General features: G+C 70.5%; 9 protein-coding genes. All 9 read right to left on the minus strand.

All coding sequences use genetic code 11. The features are described 5' to 3' along the window. Window positions 1-10 precede the first annotated feature (10 nt). The 9 genes from ACODRZ_RS13505 to ACODRZ_RS13545 are packed head-to-tail and all read right to left on the minus strand — an operon-like array spanning window position 11 to window position 16,257. Window positions 11-1,360 (minus strand): eCIS core domain-containing protein, encoded by a 1,350-nt coding sequence (locus ACODRZ_RS13505; RefSeq protein WP_488971340.1) that lies wholly within the window; start codon window positions 1,358-1,360, stop codon window positions 11-13. Further along, a complete protein-coding gene (locus tag ACODRZ_RS13510) occupies window positions 1,357-8,715 on the minus strand; it encodes an eCIS core domain-containing protein (RefSeq protein ID WP_488971341.1) in 7,359 nt (2,452 codons plus the stop codon). The genes ACODRZ_RS13505 and ACODRZ_RS13510 overlap by 4 nt, the downstream gene beginning before the upstream one ends. Then, window positions 8,712-8,951, minus strand: coding sequence for a hypothetical protein (locus ACODRZ_RS13515; protein WP_488971342.1), 240 nt, complete (start codon window positions 8,949-8,951; stop codon window positions 8,712-8,714). The genes ACODRZ_RS13510 and ACODRZ_RS13515 overlap by 4 nt, the downstream gene beginning before the upstream one ends. Then, the gene (locus tag ACODRZ_RS13520) at window positions 8,948-10,879 is read right to left on the minus strand and encodes an ATP-binding protein (protein ID WP_488971343.1); all 1,932 of its coding nucleotides are present in this window, start codon (window positions 10,877-10,879) and stop codon (window positions 8,948-8,950) included. Before ACODRZ_RS13520 ends, ACODRZ_RS13515 begins: the two co-directional genes overlap by 4 nt. Continuing rightward, the gene (locus ACODRZ_RS13525) at window positions 10,876-12,180 is read right to left on the minus strand and encodes a Pvc16 family protein (RefSeq protein ID WP_488971344.1); all 1,305 of its coding nucleotides are present in this window, start codon (window positions 12,178-12,180) and stop codon (window positions 10,876-10,878) included. Before ACODRZ_RS13525 ends, ACODRZ_RS13520 begins: the two co-directional genes overlap by 4 nt. Further along, entirely contained in the window at window positions 12,177-13,013 is an 837-nt protein-coding gene (locus tag ACODRZ_RS13530; protein WP_488971345.1) for a hypothetical protein, read from the minus strand. Before ACODRZ_RS13530 ends, ACODRZ_RS13525 begins: the two co-directional genes overlap by 4 nt. Further along, the gene (locus tag ACODRZ_RS13535; RefSeq protein WP_488971346.1) at window positions 13,010-13,717 is read right to left on the minus strand and encodes a hypothetical protein; all 708 of its coding nucleotides are present in this window, start codon (window positions 13,715-13,717) and stop codon (window positions 13,010-13,012) included. The genes ACODRZ_RS13530 and ACODRZ_RS13535 overlap by 4 nt, the downstream gene beginning before the upstream one ends. Window positions 13,718-13,721: 4 nt before the next feature. Then, window positions 13,722-14,246, minus strand: a complete 525-nt coding sequence (locus ACODRZ_RS13540; protein WP_008831688.1) for a phage tail protein — start codon at window positions 14,244-14,246, stop codon at window positions 13,722-13,724. A gap of 22 nt (window positions 14,247-14,268) precedes the next feature. After that, on the minus strand, window positions 14,269-16,257 hold the full coding sequence (locus ACODRZ_RS13545) for a phage tail sheath family protein (protein WP_488971347.1): 1,989 nt from the start codon (window positions 16,255-16,257) through the stop codon (window positions 14,269-14,271). Between the last annotated feature and the right edge of the window lie 317 nt (window positions 16,258-16,574).

Here is a 16,574-nt window from a genome sequence, read left to right on the forward strand (position 1 = left end):
GCCTTTTGCTTCAGGGTTTCTTTTTCTTCCTCTCGGCCCAGGGGGGATCGAGCAGGTCGATCGAGAGCCCGCGCACCGAGGTGCCCCGGATCTCGTCTTCCTGCTGCCAGCGGTCCCACTGGTTCGGGTTTTGTCGGTACTGGTAGGATTCGTAAGCACTGGAGATCGTGCGGCGGGCGAGGAAGTCGCCGATGCCGAGGCCGAAGATGTCGCTCCAGAACGGCAGGAGTGCGCGATATCGCGCTTCCGCCGCGGCCGCGTCGCGCGGGTCAACCGACTGGCCGCGCAGCGCCGCCGAGCGCGAGAGCGCGGTCCAGTCCACGCCATCGCCGTTCCATAACGAAGGGCTTGCCCCCGTCAGCGGCGGGACCAGAGTGGCATCGAAGCGCGCCGCGTAGTCAGGAGGCAGCAGGCTCTCTCCGAAGCGCGGGGAGAAGAGAGGCACGGATGCCTCCGGCTCGCTCCCGACCGGCGGCGTGGACGTATTGGGGCGTCCCCCGACCAGCGGGCTCGGATCGAGCTGCAGATGGAAGTCACCGAGCAGGCCGATGCTGGAAAGCTCCGGCGCGTCGCGCAGGCGGATGCCGACCCGGCGGTTCTCTTCCACCGGACCGAAGTCCTGCACTTCGCCCTGCGCGTGGACGTCGAGCAGCGAACCGGGCGGCAGCAGCGGCTCGATCGCGCGGCGAACCGCGACGCCGCGATGGGCAGAGAGGTTCGCGTTGTAGGCGTCGTCGCCCTCCAGCGAGGCATAACCGTAGACGTCCACCCAAAGCCTGCGGCTGCGCCCGCGCATCAGGCCCTCGATGGTGGCGAGGTCGCCGGGGTCGAGGTCCGCGCTGTCGCGCTCGAACAGGACGTGGCCGGTTTCCGGCATCACGCCCTCGCCGCGCTCGAACGGCTCGCGCGGGGGCGCTGCGCCGATGCCGCGCGGGCGGGGCGGATCGTCGTGGAGCGCGATCGGCGGGGCGGCCCCGGTGCGCGTCTGCGCGACATGGGCGAGTTCGTGGAGCAGTACCGGCGTATCCGCTCCGGTGGCGAGCACGACATCGTCCCCGAGTGCAAAGGCATTGGCGCCCAGCGCTTGCGCACGTTCCCGTGCTTCGGCTCCGGTATGGAGGCGCACGTCGGACAGATCGACGCCCAGCCGCCCTTCGGCCTGCCGACGCACCGGATGAGGCAGCGGGGCACCCCCGCTGCGGGGTAGCAGTCCGGCGTCGTCCCGAGCGTCCCGGCGGGCTGCGGGCAGGCCGCCGAGGAGGCCCGGCGCGGCCAGTCCGCGCACCGCCGTATCGTGCGCGCGCTGCTCCAGCGCGGGGCGTATCGCCGTCTGCGGGGCGCGGGGCGCGGGGGCGTTCACGGCCGGTCCTCCACCGGCCTGCCGTTGGCATCGAGCGGCCGGAACGTGCCTGCCGTGTCGAGCGCTGGCGCACCCGTGCGGCGCGCTGCGGGCGTCTCGGGCACCGGGCAGACCTGATCGGGATTGAGCGTGACGATCAGGTTGGTGACGCTAGCCTCGGACAGCGTGCCCTCCGCCGTGCGCGGGGTCAGCCCGGCAAAGGCGATCTCGGCGTCGGCGATGCGGCCGATGTGCACCGCGCCGGTGCGAACGTCGCGCGATCCGCGCCCGCGCGTCGGGAAGCGCAGGTCGAGCGCGCTGAGATCGAAATGATCGAGCCGCACCGCCAGCGCGCCGGGGCGCTCGGGATTGGTGATCCCTTGGCGGCGGAGGCTCGGGTAGGCGTTGAAGATCGGGTCGAGTGGCTGCAGCGCCCCCGTAACCGTAAGGCCCCCGAGCGCGTGCGGGGCGAGTGTCGCTGTTCCCATCGATCCCAGCGAGACGGTGAGGTCCGACCCGTTGTCCAGCCCGAGCGCGAGAGCCAGTCGGTCGATCCTGAGCGGCGCCGCGTAATCCGTGCCGCCGGAGTCGTCGGAAGGTGCGGACGGTGCGCGGGGCGAGCGGGCTCGCAGCAGGGTTTCAAGGTCGATCCGGCCTGCTTCCGCTTCGCGCAGGTGGTTGCCTTCGAGGTTCCATTCGAAGAAGTCGTGATAGATGGGGATCGGCTCCGGCGCAGGCCCCATGCCTTCGGGGTCGCCGGGCGGGTAGAAGTGGAAGCCGGCGCCGATGAAAAGCGTCGATCCTTCGAGGTGGAAGTCCACCAGCGCATCGGCGAGGTTGGGGATCTGCGCCTCGAGGTCGGCGTAGCTGATCGAACCGTTGGTGATCGGAACGTTCACCCCGAAGGTGTAGTCCAGCGAAGGGATGCCCAGCGCTCCATCGATGCCGTAGGCCCCCGCCAGCGTGAAACTGCCGTTGACGTGGCTGAACAGTTCATGGTTCGCGGCCAGCCATGCCGCGCCCGCGTCTCCCGCCACGTAGCGCGACGCTGCTGCCCCGCTGCCGCTGCCGCCGGACGGGATCGGATCGATGCGGAACCAGGCGTCAGTAATCGTAGCCGACGGAATCTCGATGACCCGGCGGCCCTGGTTGTTGCCGCCAAGGTCCACCGCGACTTGCGGAGACTCGATGCGGCGGATGTCGAGGTGGATGCCAGAACCCTCGTCGTCATAGCGCAGGCCCCGCGCATTGAGCCCGGCGACGGTGACGTGGCCGCCCTCGGCCTCGTTGTAGGTCAGCCGCTCGCCACCGATGCCGGTGCCTTCGCCGAACATGTCGTGCCGGGTGCCGCCCGCACCCCGGCGCACGCGGATGCGCTGGTCGGGGTCGCCCATGACGTAGCCGACGATCTGCGTGGCCGACCAGTTGAGCAGGTCTATGCTCATCGGCCCGCTTCCGGCGAGGTTCGCTTCCAGCACGTCGGCGTGGAACGCCATCCGGGCGTTGAGGGAGCCGACGAGTTGCGCCTGCAACCGCTCGGTGTGCAGCGCCTCGGCGCGCACCAGCCCGGTTATCGCGGTTCCGCTTGCGGAGGGTACGATCTCCAGCGGTTCGTTGCTGGCGGGATCGACGGGGCGGCCGACAAGGACCGGGCCGACCGTGAAGGGCTCGTTCTGCGGCAGGTCCAGCCAGAGGTCGAGACTCGCAAGGTGGATGCGCATCCCCGCAGCCGCGACCTCGCCGATGCGCAACTCGTCGATGACGATGCGCTCGTAGGGAGTGCCGGCGGCCGCCGCGGCTGCGGGCGTGGGATGCAGGTGGATGGAGAGGCGCGCGGTGACGTCGCCGACGGTGATCTCGCTGGTGTCGGGCGCGAGGATCTGCATCGACGGTCCCGACAGCTCGAGCTGGGACAAGGCGATGCTGTCTAGGTGCAGCGGCGCGCTGCCGTTGGCGCCGATGGAGACGACGTTGCCCGAATAGCGGATCAGGCCGGTGTCGAAGTTCCGGAAGCCGTAGCCGACATCCACGCTCGTTCCGGTGCCCGTTCCCCCGCCTGTTCCCCCGGCCGTCCCAGTGCCCGTCCCATCGCCGTAGTGGACGGTCCCTGCGCCGGACATGCCGGTCGCTCGCCCTTCGATCGCGCCGCCGGGATCGAAGGCGAAGTCGATCCGACCTGCGCTCAACATGCCGGTCGCACGCAGTTGTTCGCCGTAGCGGACCAGGAAATCGGCCTCGACCGAGCCGATCGAGCCGCGCGCCCGTGGGGCGCCCGGCGTCGGCCCGATGGTGGTGGCCGCGCCGCCCCCGCTTGCGATCAGCAGGTTGTGCACGTTGATGTCGGAAAGCGTCGCCGCCTCTCCGGCCAAGGGATGCCCGCCGGGAGCGGCTTCGGGCAGTTCGAGATGCAGCGAACCGGCGTCCACTACGATCCGCGCGGCGGTGATCCGGTCAACGTGGAGGCGGTCGATCGCGAATTCGCTGCGGTCGTCCGCCAGCGAGGCGTAGTGGCCGGAGAACCGGACGCCGGTCGCGATGGTCGGGCCGTCGGCCCGGATCGTCGTGCCCTCGGCGGTGCGCCAGTCGATGCGGCTGAAGGCCAGCGTGTCGAGGCGCAATGCATCGATGGTGGTGACGCCGCCCGCCAGCGCGATCCCGCCGGACAGGTCGCCGCGTGTGATATGCATTCCGCCGCCACTGTGTCCGTCCGCGCTACGGTAGGTAACATCGGTGTCGGATGCGACGAGGGCGTCGAGGTCCACGGTCATCGGACCGTCGCTGGCCATGCCGACGCGGACGGCCGGAGGTGTACCCGCCACGCCTTCCGGGCGATCCAGCCGGCCTGCGGCTTCCAGCATACGCCCCATCGCGAAGTGGAAGCGCATCTGGTCGAATCCGGCGACCTCGATGGTGCCGGACATGCGTGTCTCCTCGCCGCCGAGGTCGAGGTCGAATGCGTGCAGCTCCAGCCCGAGCAGCGCGCCGGACGTGATCTCCACCCGGTACGAACTGGCGGCGCCCACCAGCCGTTCGTAGCCGAGGCCGTTTCCTTCGATGCGGTCGATCCTGGACGCCTCGATTCGGATGTTGCGGAAATCCAGGCCGCCGCTTTCGCCCGGGTGGCCGGGGGCGCGGCGGCGGAACAGGATGTCGGCGGTGATGCCGCGCGCCGTGCTGAGCCCGTTGGCCCAGATGTGATGGGTTCCGTTGTTGTAGTCGAGGGCCTCGAGGTCGAGCTGCCGGACGGACAGCCCCTCCACATGCAGTCCGTCAGTCGCCAAGCGCAGGCCCGCGCCGAGGCCCGAGAGAGTCAGCGCCTGTCCTTCACGCTCGGTGATGCCCGCGCCGTGGATGCCGCGCACGGATACGGAGCTTGCGCCGATATGCGCGGAAACCATCTCGCTGCTGCCGACCGAGAGGGTCGGCCCGGTCACGGTGACATCCCGCACCCGGATGTCGAGCAGTTCGCCCAATTGCCGCGAGACCTCCAGCAACGCGCGCTGGTCCTCGGGCGAGCGGGCCAGTCCTTCCGGAGCGGCCGTGTCGAGCGAGCGCGAGCGCAGTTCCTCATAACGGCGCACCAGCGGGCGCAGGCGCAACAGGTGCTCGTGCTCGGCGGGCAGCGGCGGCGGATCGGCCCGCAACTGCCTGTCGATCGACGCGAGCGTGGGGATGGTCGCGGGCAGGGCAAGGTCGCGCAGGGTGAAGTCGTCGGCGGTCACGCTCGGCCCGCTGGTCGCGGTGCCGAGGCGGGCGGGGGAGGGAGGGCCGGCACTGATGAAGCGGCGGATCGCCTCTTCGCTGGTCATCTGGCGAAACGCGAGCGCTGCGGTGTCGCCGCCGCCGTGTATGCCGGTCAGTTCCGCATGGCCGAGGCGAACCGGGCCGTCGATGCCGTCGGCGCTTATCCGCGCGATGGCGACCGAGAGACCACCCGCACCGCCGACCCCAGTTTCGGCCTGCAGCGTGTCGAGGCGCGCCTGCTCGGCGGGGTTCAGGCGATGGCCTGTCTGCAGGCGCGCCATGAGCGCGAGCATTTCCGCTTCAAGCGGTTCGAGCGCGGCAAGCCGGGGACGCAGCGCCTCGCGTTCGGTGATCATCTGGGCGACCTGCTGGGGCGCCGTGGCGCGTGCCCGTTCGATCCGCGCGTCGAGCACGAAGATCTGCGCGCGCAGCGCCGCCGCGCGGTTGCCTCCGGCTGCGGCGGTGAACCCTTCGACCGAGAGGCTGGCGACACGCAGATCGCCGCTATGTAGGCCCTGCGCGTCGATGCGGCCGATGGAAATCGTGGCGGTGCCGAGCGTCGTGTTCGCCGCCGCCCGCTCGGTCAGCGTATCGCGGTTGAGCGCCAGGTCCCACAGCAGGCCAAGGACATGGCCCAGCACGGGGGAATCGGGTAGTGGTGCGGTCTGGAAGCTGGCGCTGGCATCGACGTCGGATATGCCCAGATGGCGCAGCCCGGTCGGTTCGGCCTCTCCCGCGCTGGTATGGACGATCTCGTCGAGCGTGACGTCGTCCACGTGGAAGCGCCCGGCACGCGGCGCCCGCAAGTCCTCGGGCGCAAAAGTGATCGCGAAGTCGAGATCTGTGAGCGACACCGCGCCCGCGCGCAGCGTCGATCCGGTCGAGACGGAGGCGAAGCGTGCCAGTGCGATGCGGCTTGCCCGGACGCGCATGAAACCGGCGGGCTCGTTGATCTCGATATCGACCACGTTCGGTTGGGCCAGCGCCGCCTCGCGGTTGCCCGAGCCGATGGAAACCCGCTCCCCCGGCGAACGCGCCAGCACCGCGCCGGTGTAAAGGGGGGCAACGGCATTGTCCTGCAACTGCTCGAGGTCCACGGTGACCCTCAGCCCGGTGGTTTCGGCGTAAGTCGCGGGCTCGCCGGTGAAGGGATCGACGCCGTGGACGGGGCGCGTGTACTCCTCCAGTTCGTAGGCGCCGGTGCCGAACAGCATTGCCAACAGGTGACGGCTGTTCCGCGCCGCGCTGACGGTGTGCGGGCGAGGGAAAGTGCGGCCTACGCGCGGGTCGTAGAGCGCGAAACGCTCGATCACGGGGCCGAGCGGCTCGCGCGTCCATGCCCGCTGGCGGCGCGATTGCTCGAAAATCCAGTCGAAGTCGCCCGCCGTAATGCCCATCTGGACCAGCAGGGCCAGTTCGGCCGGGTTCGTGCCGTCCCACGCGGCCGGATCGGCCATCTGGCGACGCAGTGGCGTTTCGCCGTGCTCGTCGGGGCGGGTGAAGGCGAAGGACAGCCCGGCCTCGTGCAGCATCGACTGCGACAGTGCCCCGGCGATCCGGGTGGCATAGGCACCGCGATCTTCCATTTCGAAGGCGTGGCGCTGGTCTTCCGGCAGGGCGCGCAGGATATGGAACGCGAACAGCGCCTCCTCGAAAGTCACCTCGTCGATGGTGATGAACCACAGGAAAGTGCTGACGTGGATCAGTCGCCGCAAATCCTCGCGGTTGAACGCCGGGTCGCGGGCGCCAAGGACCGTGGCCAGATCGTTCCAGTAGCGCCGGTCCTGCTTCACCCCGTCGGACAGGGCGGCGAAGAGGCGGCGCATCAGGCCCAGCACGTCGAGCCTGTGTACGACCGCTTGAAGCACGGAGAGGCCCGGGGCAGGGCGCTCAGATGCGGGCCGGGTTCCCTCTGGCGGCGCATGAGCCGGAGCAGGCACGGCAAGTGCGGTGAGCCGGACGAACAGGCGATAGGCAGCCTCGGCGCTATCGTCGAAGGCGCGAGCGGCGGCGATCAGTTCGGCCTGACCCTCCAACAGTGGGCCCGCTTCTCCGGTCAGGTCGGAAAGCGAGCCGTCCTCCCCGCGCACCACGATCAGCCCGGCCATGGCGGCTTCGGCGCGCACATAGTCGGGCAGTTCCTCGATCAGCCGCAGGTAGAGGCGGCCGTCGTCGAGCGACTGGAAGCGCGCCTGTTCGGCAGGTGGCATGGCGCGCAGCATGTCCCAGGCGAGCGAGGCTTCCCAGTCGCGCACCGCCCAGTCGAAGAAGTTGCGGGTGAGCAGCGTGCGCATCCGGGCCATCGTCCGGTCCGGGCGGCGGGTGCGGATGAGCATCGCGAAGCCGCGCGCCTCGGGTGTCTCGCCCTGGCGGTCGGCGGGTTCGAGCGCGCCGATCCAGCGTTCCACCATGCCTGCGCCGTCGAGCCGTGCGATCACGCTCTGAAGGCTGCTTTCGGGCAAGGGCGGCAGGGCATCGTCCGGCGCAGGCGCAGGTGCCCCCGAGAAGCGAGGATCGGGCGCGGCAAGCGCCGGATTTTCGGCCAGCAGGCGTAGTGCCTCGCGCGCATCCTCTCGGCTCGCATCGGTGAGCATGATCGAGAGGGTGCGGCGCAAATCCTCCTCGCGGCGGGTTAGGTCGGGAGAGGCCGCGCGCCGTCCCGCCTCGGTGCGCGCGGTGCGGCGGCTGGCCTCGTCGCGGTTGTATTCGGGCAGGGCGGTGGTGCGCAGCGCCCGAAGGTCCGCGCCGTTGTCGCCGGCTTCGAGACGGGTGAGCTGGTCCACCGGCACCCGGCGCAGTGCGGTGACGGCGGCGTGATGCTCGGCCGGGGTGAGCGAGCCGGGGTCGAGCCGCATTGCGCGGAAGATGCGATGGCCGTTGTCGGCGCGGCCCAGCAAGTCTGCGGTCAGCGCGTCCGCTGCGGCCAGGACCTCGCGCCGATGGCTGCGCGCATGGTCTTCGCCGAGGCCGTTGGCCAGCGCCGCAAGAGGGGCGGCGTCCAACTGGGCGACCAGCACCCGCGCCGTCTCGAAGGGCAGCGGCGCCAGCAGGTCCAGCACGCGGGTCACGGCGTCGGAGGACGGGGTTTCCTGCGCGAGCAGGCGCACCATGTCCTCGCGTTCGTCCCGGTAGTTGGCCTCGACCAGTTCCTCCAGACTGCGTGGGCGGGGCGGCTCGGCACCGTCGAAGTGGAGCGCGCCGCCGGTCGCGATACGCGGTCGCGGTGCCATCGCTCCGGCCACCAGCGCTGCGGCAAGGCCCTCGGCCTCGTGCTCGGCGGCCAGTCGGCAGGAGGGGCGCGAAGTGGGGCGGGGGGAGGTCAGACGGCCTTGCGCGACGTGGACCAGTTCGTGCGCCAGCGTCAGGCGGCTCGCTGTCGATGCGGGATCGTAGCCGCGCAACCATACCACGTTGCCGCGCGCCGCGCCGCGTGCCCCGGCATCGGCGAGCAGGCGATCGCCTTCCCGGTCGAGCCTGAGGTCGATCTCACCCGGCATCAGGCCCAGAGTCGGGGCGAGGCGGGCGAGAGCGCCCCGTGCCGCGCCCTGTGCCGCGTCTTGAGCCGAGGGGCACTTCTGGGAGAGTGCTGCGGGCGCGCGTTCCGGCGCGGATGGGACGCTGCGTTCGCTCACGGCGCGCGCCTTCCGCTCACTATCCCCGCATGGACACGGGCGGCGGCGGTACGGCCGATGTCTTCGGGACGGGTTCTGGTCGGGGCGGGAAGCGGGGGCGCAGCGGGCCGCGACAGTCCGCGCTGGCCGACCAGGCGCTCCAGTTCCACGGAGAACGCGGCCCCGGCGCGGCCCGCTTCATCGGCGTCGAGCCCGTGGAAGACGAGCCGGCCGACCTCGATCGTCACGCGGCTCACAGCCAGCCTCCCAGTTCCGCCGAGGTGACGGGCCGCTCCATCTTGCGGCATTCGAGCACCGCGGCCTCGTGCAAGTGGCGCATGCCGACCGATCCGCCTTCCGCCGCCGCGAGGAAGGCGGCGTTGACGGCGATGCTGCGGATGTTGCCGGGGGCGACGTTGAGCCGCGCAAGGCGGCCCAGGTCCAGGTCCTCGGTCGGCGTGGCCTGCGGGAAGGCGCGCTCCCACACGGTGCGGCGCAGCGCCTCGTCGGGGAACGGGAAGGGCAGCACGAAGCGCAGGCGGCGGAAGAATGCGGTGTCCAGTGCCTCGCGCTGGTTGGTGGTGAGGATGGCGAGGCCGGTGTAGCTCTCCATGCGCTGCAGCAGGTAGCTGACCTCGATATTGGCATAGCGATCGTGGGCGTTGCCGACTTCGCTGCGCTTGCCGAACAGGGCGTCGGCCTCGTCGAACAGCAAGACCGCACCGCTGCCCTCGGCGGCGGCGAAGACGCGCGAGAGGTTCTTCTCGGTCTCGCCGATGTACTTGCTGACGACGCCCGCCAGATCGACGCGGACAAGGTCGGTTTCGAGGTCGGCGGCGATGACTTCGGCGGCCATCGTCTTGCCGGTGCCGCTGGAGCCCGCGAACAGCGCGGCGATGCCGAGGCCGCGCCTGCCTCTTGCGGCGAAGCCCCAGTCCTCGTGGACACGCGCACGGTGGCGTACTTGCGCGGCGATGGCGTGGAGCACGGCCTTGAGATCGTCGGGCAGGACGAGGTCGTCCCAGTCGGCGGCGGGGTGGATGACTTCGGCGATGGCGGCGATGCGCGACTGGGCATGGGCGCGGGCCTCGCGGCGGAGCAGGTCGCGCGCTGCCTCGCGGTCGAGCCCCCCAGCCAGCGGGCCAAGACGGGCGATGGCGGTGGGACCGATCGCGAACTGGCTGGCCAGCGCCTCGGTCGCGCCGTTGAGTCTGGCCGCCTGAGCCTGCCCCAGTGCCTGCGTCCATAGGGCGTGACGTTCGGGCGCTGCGGGCACCTGAAGTGTCGCGGAAACGAACGGGCGGCGGCAGGGGAGCACGCCCGTCCCACCACTCACGATCACGCACTCGTCCAGTCTATCGATGAGGTCGGCGGCGAGCGCGGCCTGCTCCGGGGAGGCGTCCTCGGGCAGTTCGATCAGCAGGGCGAGGCCACCGAGCAGCGCCTCGCGCCGCCACAGGGCCGCGAAGCCGTGGCGTTCGGCGGGGGTGAGCGGGAGGTTGGCGGCGCCGAGGACGTGGAGATGCCGTCCCAGCCGGGTCGCTATAGCCTGAGCGATGAGCCGCGCGTCGGCTGGATCGCCGTGATGCAGCCGGATCGCCGGAGCCTCTCCCCCTGCACGGATCGACCACCAGCGTTCGACCAGCCGGTCCGCCAGCGCGCGGCCGGAAGGGCCGATTTCCGCCCCCGCCGCCACCGGCCGGACCAGCGGGGCAAGGCGTTCGTCAAGCGCATCCTCCCCCAGCAGCGCGAGGAGGATGCGCTCGTCGATCAGGAGTTCGGAGAGGGTCGGCCGGTCGGGATCTGCGAGGCGCAGGCACCGCAAGGCGCGCAGCGGGGCGTCGGGACGCAGCGCCGACCATGCCGCCTCGGGCAGCACTGCCATCGCGAGGGCGGCGGTTATGCGGCCTTGCGGGTCGCCGGTTACAGCGGCACTCAACGGCACACAACGGGTACTCAAGTGGGGCATAGCGGCCAGCAGGAGGCAGTCCCGCGCGAATGCGGAAAGGCCAAGGCGTTCGGCGAGGCGGCGGGCCGGTCCGCCGGGTTGGGAAGCCTCCTGCGCCGCCTGCAATGTCGCTTCGGCGGCCGCGACTTGCTCACCGGTTCCGGCCGACCGCGCGGCGGCGAGCGCGAGGTGGGCTTCGATCACCGCGATCTCGCCGGCGAGAGACGGCGCGCTCATAGCGTCACCAGCGGGGTGGCGAAGCGGCCGTCGCCGCCGGGGGTGAGCAGGCTCTCGGCGCCGTCGATCCGCAGGCGCACGAGGTAGCTGCCGCGCGCGACGGCGCGGTAGGGGATCGCGATCTGCGCAGCCTCGTCCACGTTTTCGGCGAGGCCGTTGGCGGCGGGCGCGGCGATGACGTAGCCGCGCGGGGGCCGTGAGACGGGGGCACCGCGTTCGTTGAGCAGGACTTCGACCCGCTGGTCGAGGCCGATGGCGCGGGCGGCGGTGACCGTCAGGGTGCCGTCGGCGTAAGTGATGCCGTCGATGGTTCGCGTCGCGGAATTGGCGGCGGATACGGTGTTCACCACCGGGCGCAGGATCAGCGCGGCGGCGTTGGAGAACACGCCCTCGTGCGCGGTGGCGGGATCGCCCATCTGGCGCGGGTGGATGACGGTGACGCTCTGCACTCCGGCGCGCGGGCGCGGGGCGGCGGCGAGGTCCACGTTCAGGACGTGGGCGCGGGAATCGGCGGCGGGCGAGCGGTCCGTTGCGCCGATGCGGACCACGGTGCCGCTGGCGGCGAGCAGGCGCAGGCCGGAGATCGCCAGCGTGTCCTCGGTGGTCACCGCCGCGCTCGGATCATCGGCGAGGCCGATCCGCGCGATCTCGGGCAGCGCCAGCGTCTCGCCGAAGACGGCGCGGGCAGTGGCGGGCAGGGCGGTGCGGCCCTTCGCGCGCGGATCGATGAGCACGACGCTCGCCTCGTAGGCGACGGTGGTGCGGTAATGCGCCTGGAACGCCGACCAGATGCGCGACATGTCCTCCAGCGCGACGGCGGTTGGGGTCAGCTTGACCAGTTCGATCTGGTCGGCGAGGCCGCAGTTCTCCAGAGCCGTGGCGAGCGGGCTCGCCGCCGTGGGCACCAGTGCGCGGCGCACCGCCTCGCGCGTCAGCACCGCGTTCTCGCCGAGGATGCGCAAGGTGTGGCCGAGCAGGACTTCGGCGACGAACATCTCCGCCGCGAAAGTCGTGACGAGATAGTGCAGCGTGAACGCCAGCGGCGGCGCGGAGACGAGGTCGCCCGCGCTGTCGCGCCCCGGCAGGCCGAGATTGCGCCAGGCCGCGTTGGGCGTGACCTGATGGAGATAGAGGTTCACCCGCGTCGGCTCGGGCTGGCCGGGCTTGGCGACGAGGTCGGGCGGCCCGGCGCTGACGCCGATGGTGCCGACCGCGTCGCCCGCCTTGTCGAGCGCAAGCCCCTCGACGATCAGCTGGCGCAGCACGACGCTGACCCCGGCGATGGCGAAAGGCGTGCTCATCGCGCGGGCTCCTTGCCGGAGAGGAATTCGGCGAGCGAGGGGCCGGGCGCAGGCGCTGTAGCTGCGGGTGCGCGGCGGGCGGGCGGCGGCGCGAGAGGAGGCGGGACCGCGTGGACGTCGATCCGCTCGATCCGGATGACGACCGGCGGCTCGCTGCGGGGCGCGGCGGCGGGGCGCTGGCGAGGTTGCGGTGCGACGGGCGCGGACCGGGGAAGCGTGCGTGCGACCGGGAGGGGAGCGGGTTCTATCGTCCGCGGCGCAGGCGCCTGATCGTGCGGGCCGGGCGTCGTATCGGCGGGTTCGCCGGTTTCGCGGTGGTGGACGATTTCGCGCAGGATGGTCCGTTCGGAGCGCGCGAGGTCCGGCTGGGCAGCGGGGGGCATCGGTTGGTGAGCGGCGCGGTCCGGCTCATGAGCCGGGGTATGCGTGAGATTGAACTCATGGCCGGCTTCTGCAGGGGGCTGCTGAACTGCAGGGCGCTCGCCATTCGCGGCTGCTGGCGGGATCGGGGGCACAGGCCGGGAATGGACAGCCGGTTGCACGTCCGCGAAGGGGGAGAGCACTTGCGTAACCTGCATGACCGGCCCCTGATGGATTGTCGCCGCGATGGTCGGGGCTGCGGTGACGGGGAGCGGTGCCATGTTTTCCCTTGCGGGGGAGGGTGCCTCCTCACTCGGACGCGGCGCAGCCTGCGCGCTCCGGGCGATCGGCAACGCCGGTTCCTCGAAGGCCATATCCTCACCGCCGCCCTCGTAAAGCGTGCGCGGGCGCGGGGAGAGCAGCGCCACGCGGCCCGAGGCGCGGGCGGCGAGCGTGGCGAGATAGCGGCTCACGCTGCCAGCTCCAGATAGGCCGCGCGGCGCTGCGGGGTCATCGTCAGGATGTCCGCCTCCCGCCAGCCGTAGGCACGGGCGAGCGCGGCGACTTCGGCCAGCAGCCGCCGCGCCTCCGCCGCGACCGAGCGGGCGAGGTGGTGCGCGGGATCGTGCAGCGCCGGAATGCTCGCGCCGCAATGGGGGCAGGCGACCAGCAGCGTGATCGCCGCCAGCGGATCGGCGGCTTCCAGCGCATCCTCGATCGCGGCGACGGCCTCGGGCGGGAGGTTCGCGGGATCGGCGGGCGCACCATCGCGGGTGCAGAGCGTCACCACGCGGGCGAGGAGGGCGCGCTCCGCCGCTTCGGGCTCCTCTGTCGCCAGCGCCGCCATGTCGCGGCTGTCGGCGGGGCGGGCCTCGATCCTCCACGCGCCGGTCGTCACCGAGATCGGCGCAATCTGCTGCGGGGCCATCGCCAGCAGGCTGTCGGCGTCGAGGGTGACTTCCGCCGTCTCGCCACATGCGGGGCAGGGCACGGTCGCTTCGATGGCCGGGCCGAACAGCCGCCGCTGGTGCGCGATCAGCTTCCCGTCACGCGCGCCGACGGGAAGGCGTTCAAGGGCATCATCCCCGGCACCGGGCTCGGCGGCCCGGAGCAGGGCGAGCGGGCTCGTGCCCGCCTCCCAAAAGGCGAGCAGTCCCTCGGCCGGGTTCGTGGACATGGCCTTACTGCGGTTCGACGAAGCTCGGTTCGGAAGGCTCGGTTACCGCGTAGTCGCGCTCCCAGCCTTCGTTCTCGATCTTGATGTGCTGGATGGCCACCGCGTTGGCGTTGGCGTCGAGGTCGGGCATCGACTGGAACTCGCTGATCCAGCAGCGGAACAGGCGATAGACGATCGCCGGTTGCCCTGCCTCATTGTAGAGTTCGATGGTGATGTCCTTGCGGAAGTCGGCGAGCGAGACTTCGGCGCCGAGGGCGGAACCGAAGTTCCAGACCTTGTTGGCCCACCGCTCGAACTCGACGTCGTGGGTGACGCCGCGTTCCAGGGTGACGGCCTCGAACTCGCTGCGGCCGGGGGACTTGCGGCTGGAGGAGGGATCGCCCCCTTCGCGGTGCTTGACCACCTCGGTCGTGCGCTTGAGCGCGCTGACCTTGCTGACGCCCGCGACGTAGCGGCCATCCCATTTCACCCGGAACTTGAAGTTCTTGTACGGGTCGAAGCGCTGGGCGTTGACGTTGAACTGGGCCATCGGGCAACTTCTCCCTTGCCGATTACGAAGCGGCCTGACCGGCCAGTTGCTGGATGCGGATCATGACGAATTCCGCGGGCTTGAGCGGCGCGAACCCGACCAGGATGTTGACGATGCCCCGGTCGATGTCGGCCTGCGTGGTCGTCTCCCTGTCGCACTTGACGAGGTAGGCATCGCGCGGGGTCTGGCCCTGGAACGCGCCCTGCCGGAACAGGCCGTGCATGTAGGTGGTGAGGTTCAGCCGGATCTGCGCCCACAGCGGTTCTTCGTTGGGTTCGAAGACGACCCACTGGGTGCCCCGGAACAGGCTTTCCTCGATCATCAGGGCGAGGCGCCGGACGGGTACGTACTTCCACTGGCTTGCCTCCACGTCGGAGCCGACGCGGGTGCGCGTCCCCCATGAGAGCGTGCCGTAGACCGGCAGCGCGCGGATGCAGTTGAGGCCCAGCGGGTTGAGCAGCCCGTTCTCGGAATCGGACAGCTTGTAGACGAGCCCGCGCACGCCGCGCAGCTGCGCGTCGGTTCCGGCGGGGGCCTTCCACACGCCGCGCTCGGCGTCGGTGCGGGCATAGAGCCCGGCGATCGCGCCGGACGGGCCGAAGGTGCGCAGCTGGAAGTCGTTCAGCGGATCGGCCATGCGGACGCGAGGGAAATACGTGGCCGCGTTGGCGCCCTTGACGGTCAGGCCCGAGGAGATCCACTCGAACGCGCGGTCGACGGTGTTCACGGTCGGCGGCGGGTCGATCAGCAGGAAGGCGCGGCGCTTGGCGCAATAGTCGAGCGCGGCCTGATAGATGGCGTTCGGGTCCAGCCCGGTATCAAGCGCATTGGGATCGCCGGGGCTGGCGCGGGTGGCGTCAGGCAGGACGAGGATGTTGAAGATGTCCGCCTTTTCCAGCGCGTAAATGCCGGTGAAAGCCGAGGGGCTGCCGATAACGTCGGCGCTCTGCGGGAGCAGGGTGCCATCGGCGCCGGGGACGGGACCACGCTGGGCGTTCTCCGCCGTGCCGGTGCCGAGACGATAGCGGCCGACGTTGAAATTCGCAGCCGGCAGCTTGAGCATCGCGAGGGCACCGGCCGGGGCGCCGTCCGCCAGCGAGAGTGTCGTGTCCACGGCTGCGGGGAGAAGCGCCGGGTCGAACATGGGCACGATGCGCAGCGCCTTGCCCGAACCGGTCACGCCAACGGTGACGGCTGCGCCGGGAAGCGCGGCGGCCAGCGCTTCGTTGAAGCGCCGCTCCAGCAGCCGGGCGAGGGCGACGACCGAGGTGGGCAGAGTCTCGGCCTGCTTGATCAGCGTGACTTCGAGCGCGGTGATGGGGCCGCTTGGCCGGTTGGCGGTGACCCTGACCTTGTACGCCTTGTCGTTGGCGAGGCCGGTGATCCCGGTGGAGGTGACGGTGAAGTCGGTGCCGACGATCCCGCTTTCGGCCGGACGCGCACCGGGGTTGGACGCGGGCACTTTCGCCGTGGCGAGGCGCGAGCCGTTGGCCGGGTCGTTGAGCACCGCCTCCACGAAGCGCGGCGAGGCGGTCGATACGCTGAGGTCGCCCCAGCGCTCCACCGCGCCGCTGCCGAGGTCGGTGAGGGTGAGGTTGAAGTTGCCCGCCGATGCGCCGTCGTAATCGACGTCGGCGACGATCCCGTTGCCCCAGTCGCCCTTGCTGGTCGCGGTGAGGGTGAAGCTGACCTTGGCGGCGTTGGCGACGCCTTCCTTGAGGTTGACCTGCGCGGCGACCCCGTCGCTCTTGGGCACGCGCACGACGATCGCCTGTCCGCCGCCGTTCTGGAAGAACTGCTGGACCGAATAGCTCAGCTCGCTGTTCGCGGCGAGGCCGCCGAATTCGCGCTCGTAGTCGGCATAGCTGAAGATCGTCGTCGCCCGGTTGTCGAGCCCGCGCGCGGTATAGCCGACGAAGGCGGCGATCGCGGTGGGTACGCCGGCCAGCGGACGCACGCCGCTGCCCAGTTCCTCGACGTAGACGCCGGGATAGGTCGGTACGATAGGCATGAGGCCCCTCCTCCCCCTTATCCGTCAAAGCGGATGGTGGATCGCTGTTGATGTGAAATCGACTTTGGATGGCGATAGCTATGTATGGATACTTGGCGACCGGATCTGCGTGCCGTGCTTCAATAGCACTTGGGAAAATTCGGGGCACATGACGATGTATGTTAGGGAATGTTCGTTATTGTACGACGAAACGACTTGAATTGCCGGTCAATCGATGTTGGTTAATGATCTGTAGTTGTATTTCTATTTGATTATACTGTGTTAGTCGGGTTTTCGGCCGATGGGTCGGTTGCCCCGGACCGTGAGAGCAATTCTTC

The organism is Novosphingobium sp. FG90, assembly GCF_057808725.1.

Bases quoted from the DNA above. Each gene is read 5' to 3' on its own strand.
- ACODRZ_RS13525 (WP_488971344.1), bottom strand. From the start codon at position 12,180: ATGAGCACGCCTTTCGCCATCGCCGGGGTCAGCGTCGTGCTGCGCCAG.
- ACODRZ_RS13545 (WP_488971347.1), bottom strand. From the start codon at position 16,257: ATGCCTATCGTACCGACCTATCCCGGCGTCTACGTCGAGGAACTGGGC.
- ACODRZ_RS13540 (WP_008831688.1), bottom strand. From the start codon at position 14,246: ATGGCCCAGTTCAACGTCAACGCCCAGCGCTTCGACCCGTACAAGAAC.
- ACODRZ_RS13535 (WP_488971346.1), bottom strand. From the start codon at position 13,717: ATGTCCACGAACCCGGCCGAGGGACTGCTCGCCTTTTGGGAGGCGGGC.
- ACODRZ_RS13520 (WP_488971343.1), bottom strand. From the start codon at position 10,879: ATGAGCGCGCCGTCTCTCGCCGGCGAGATCGCGGTGATCGAAGCCCAC.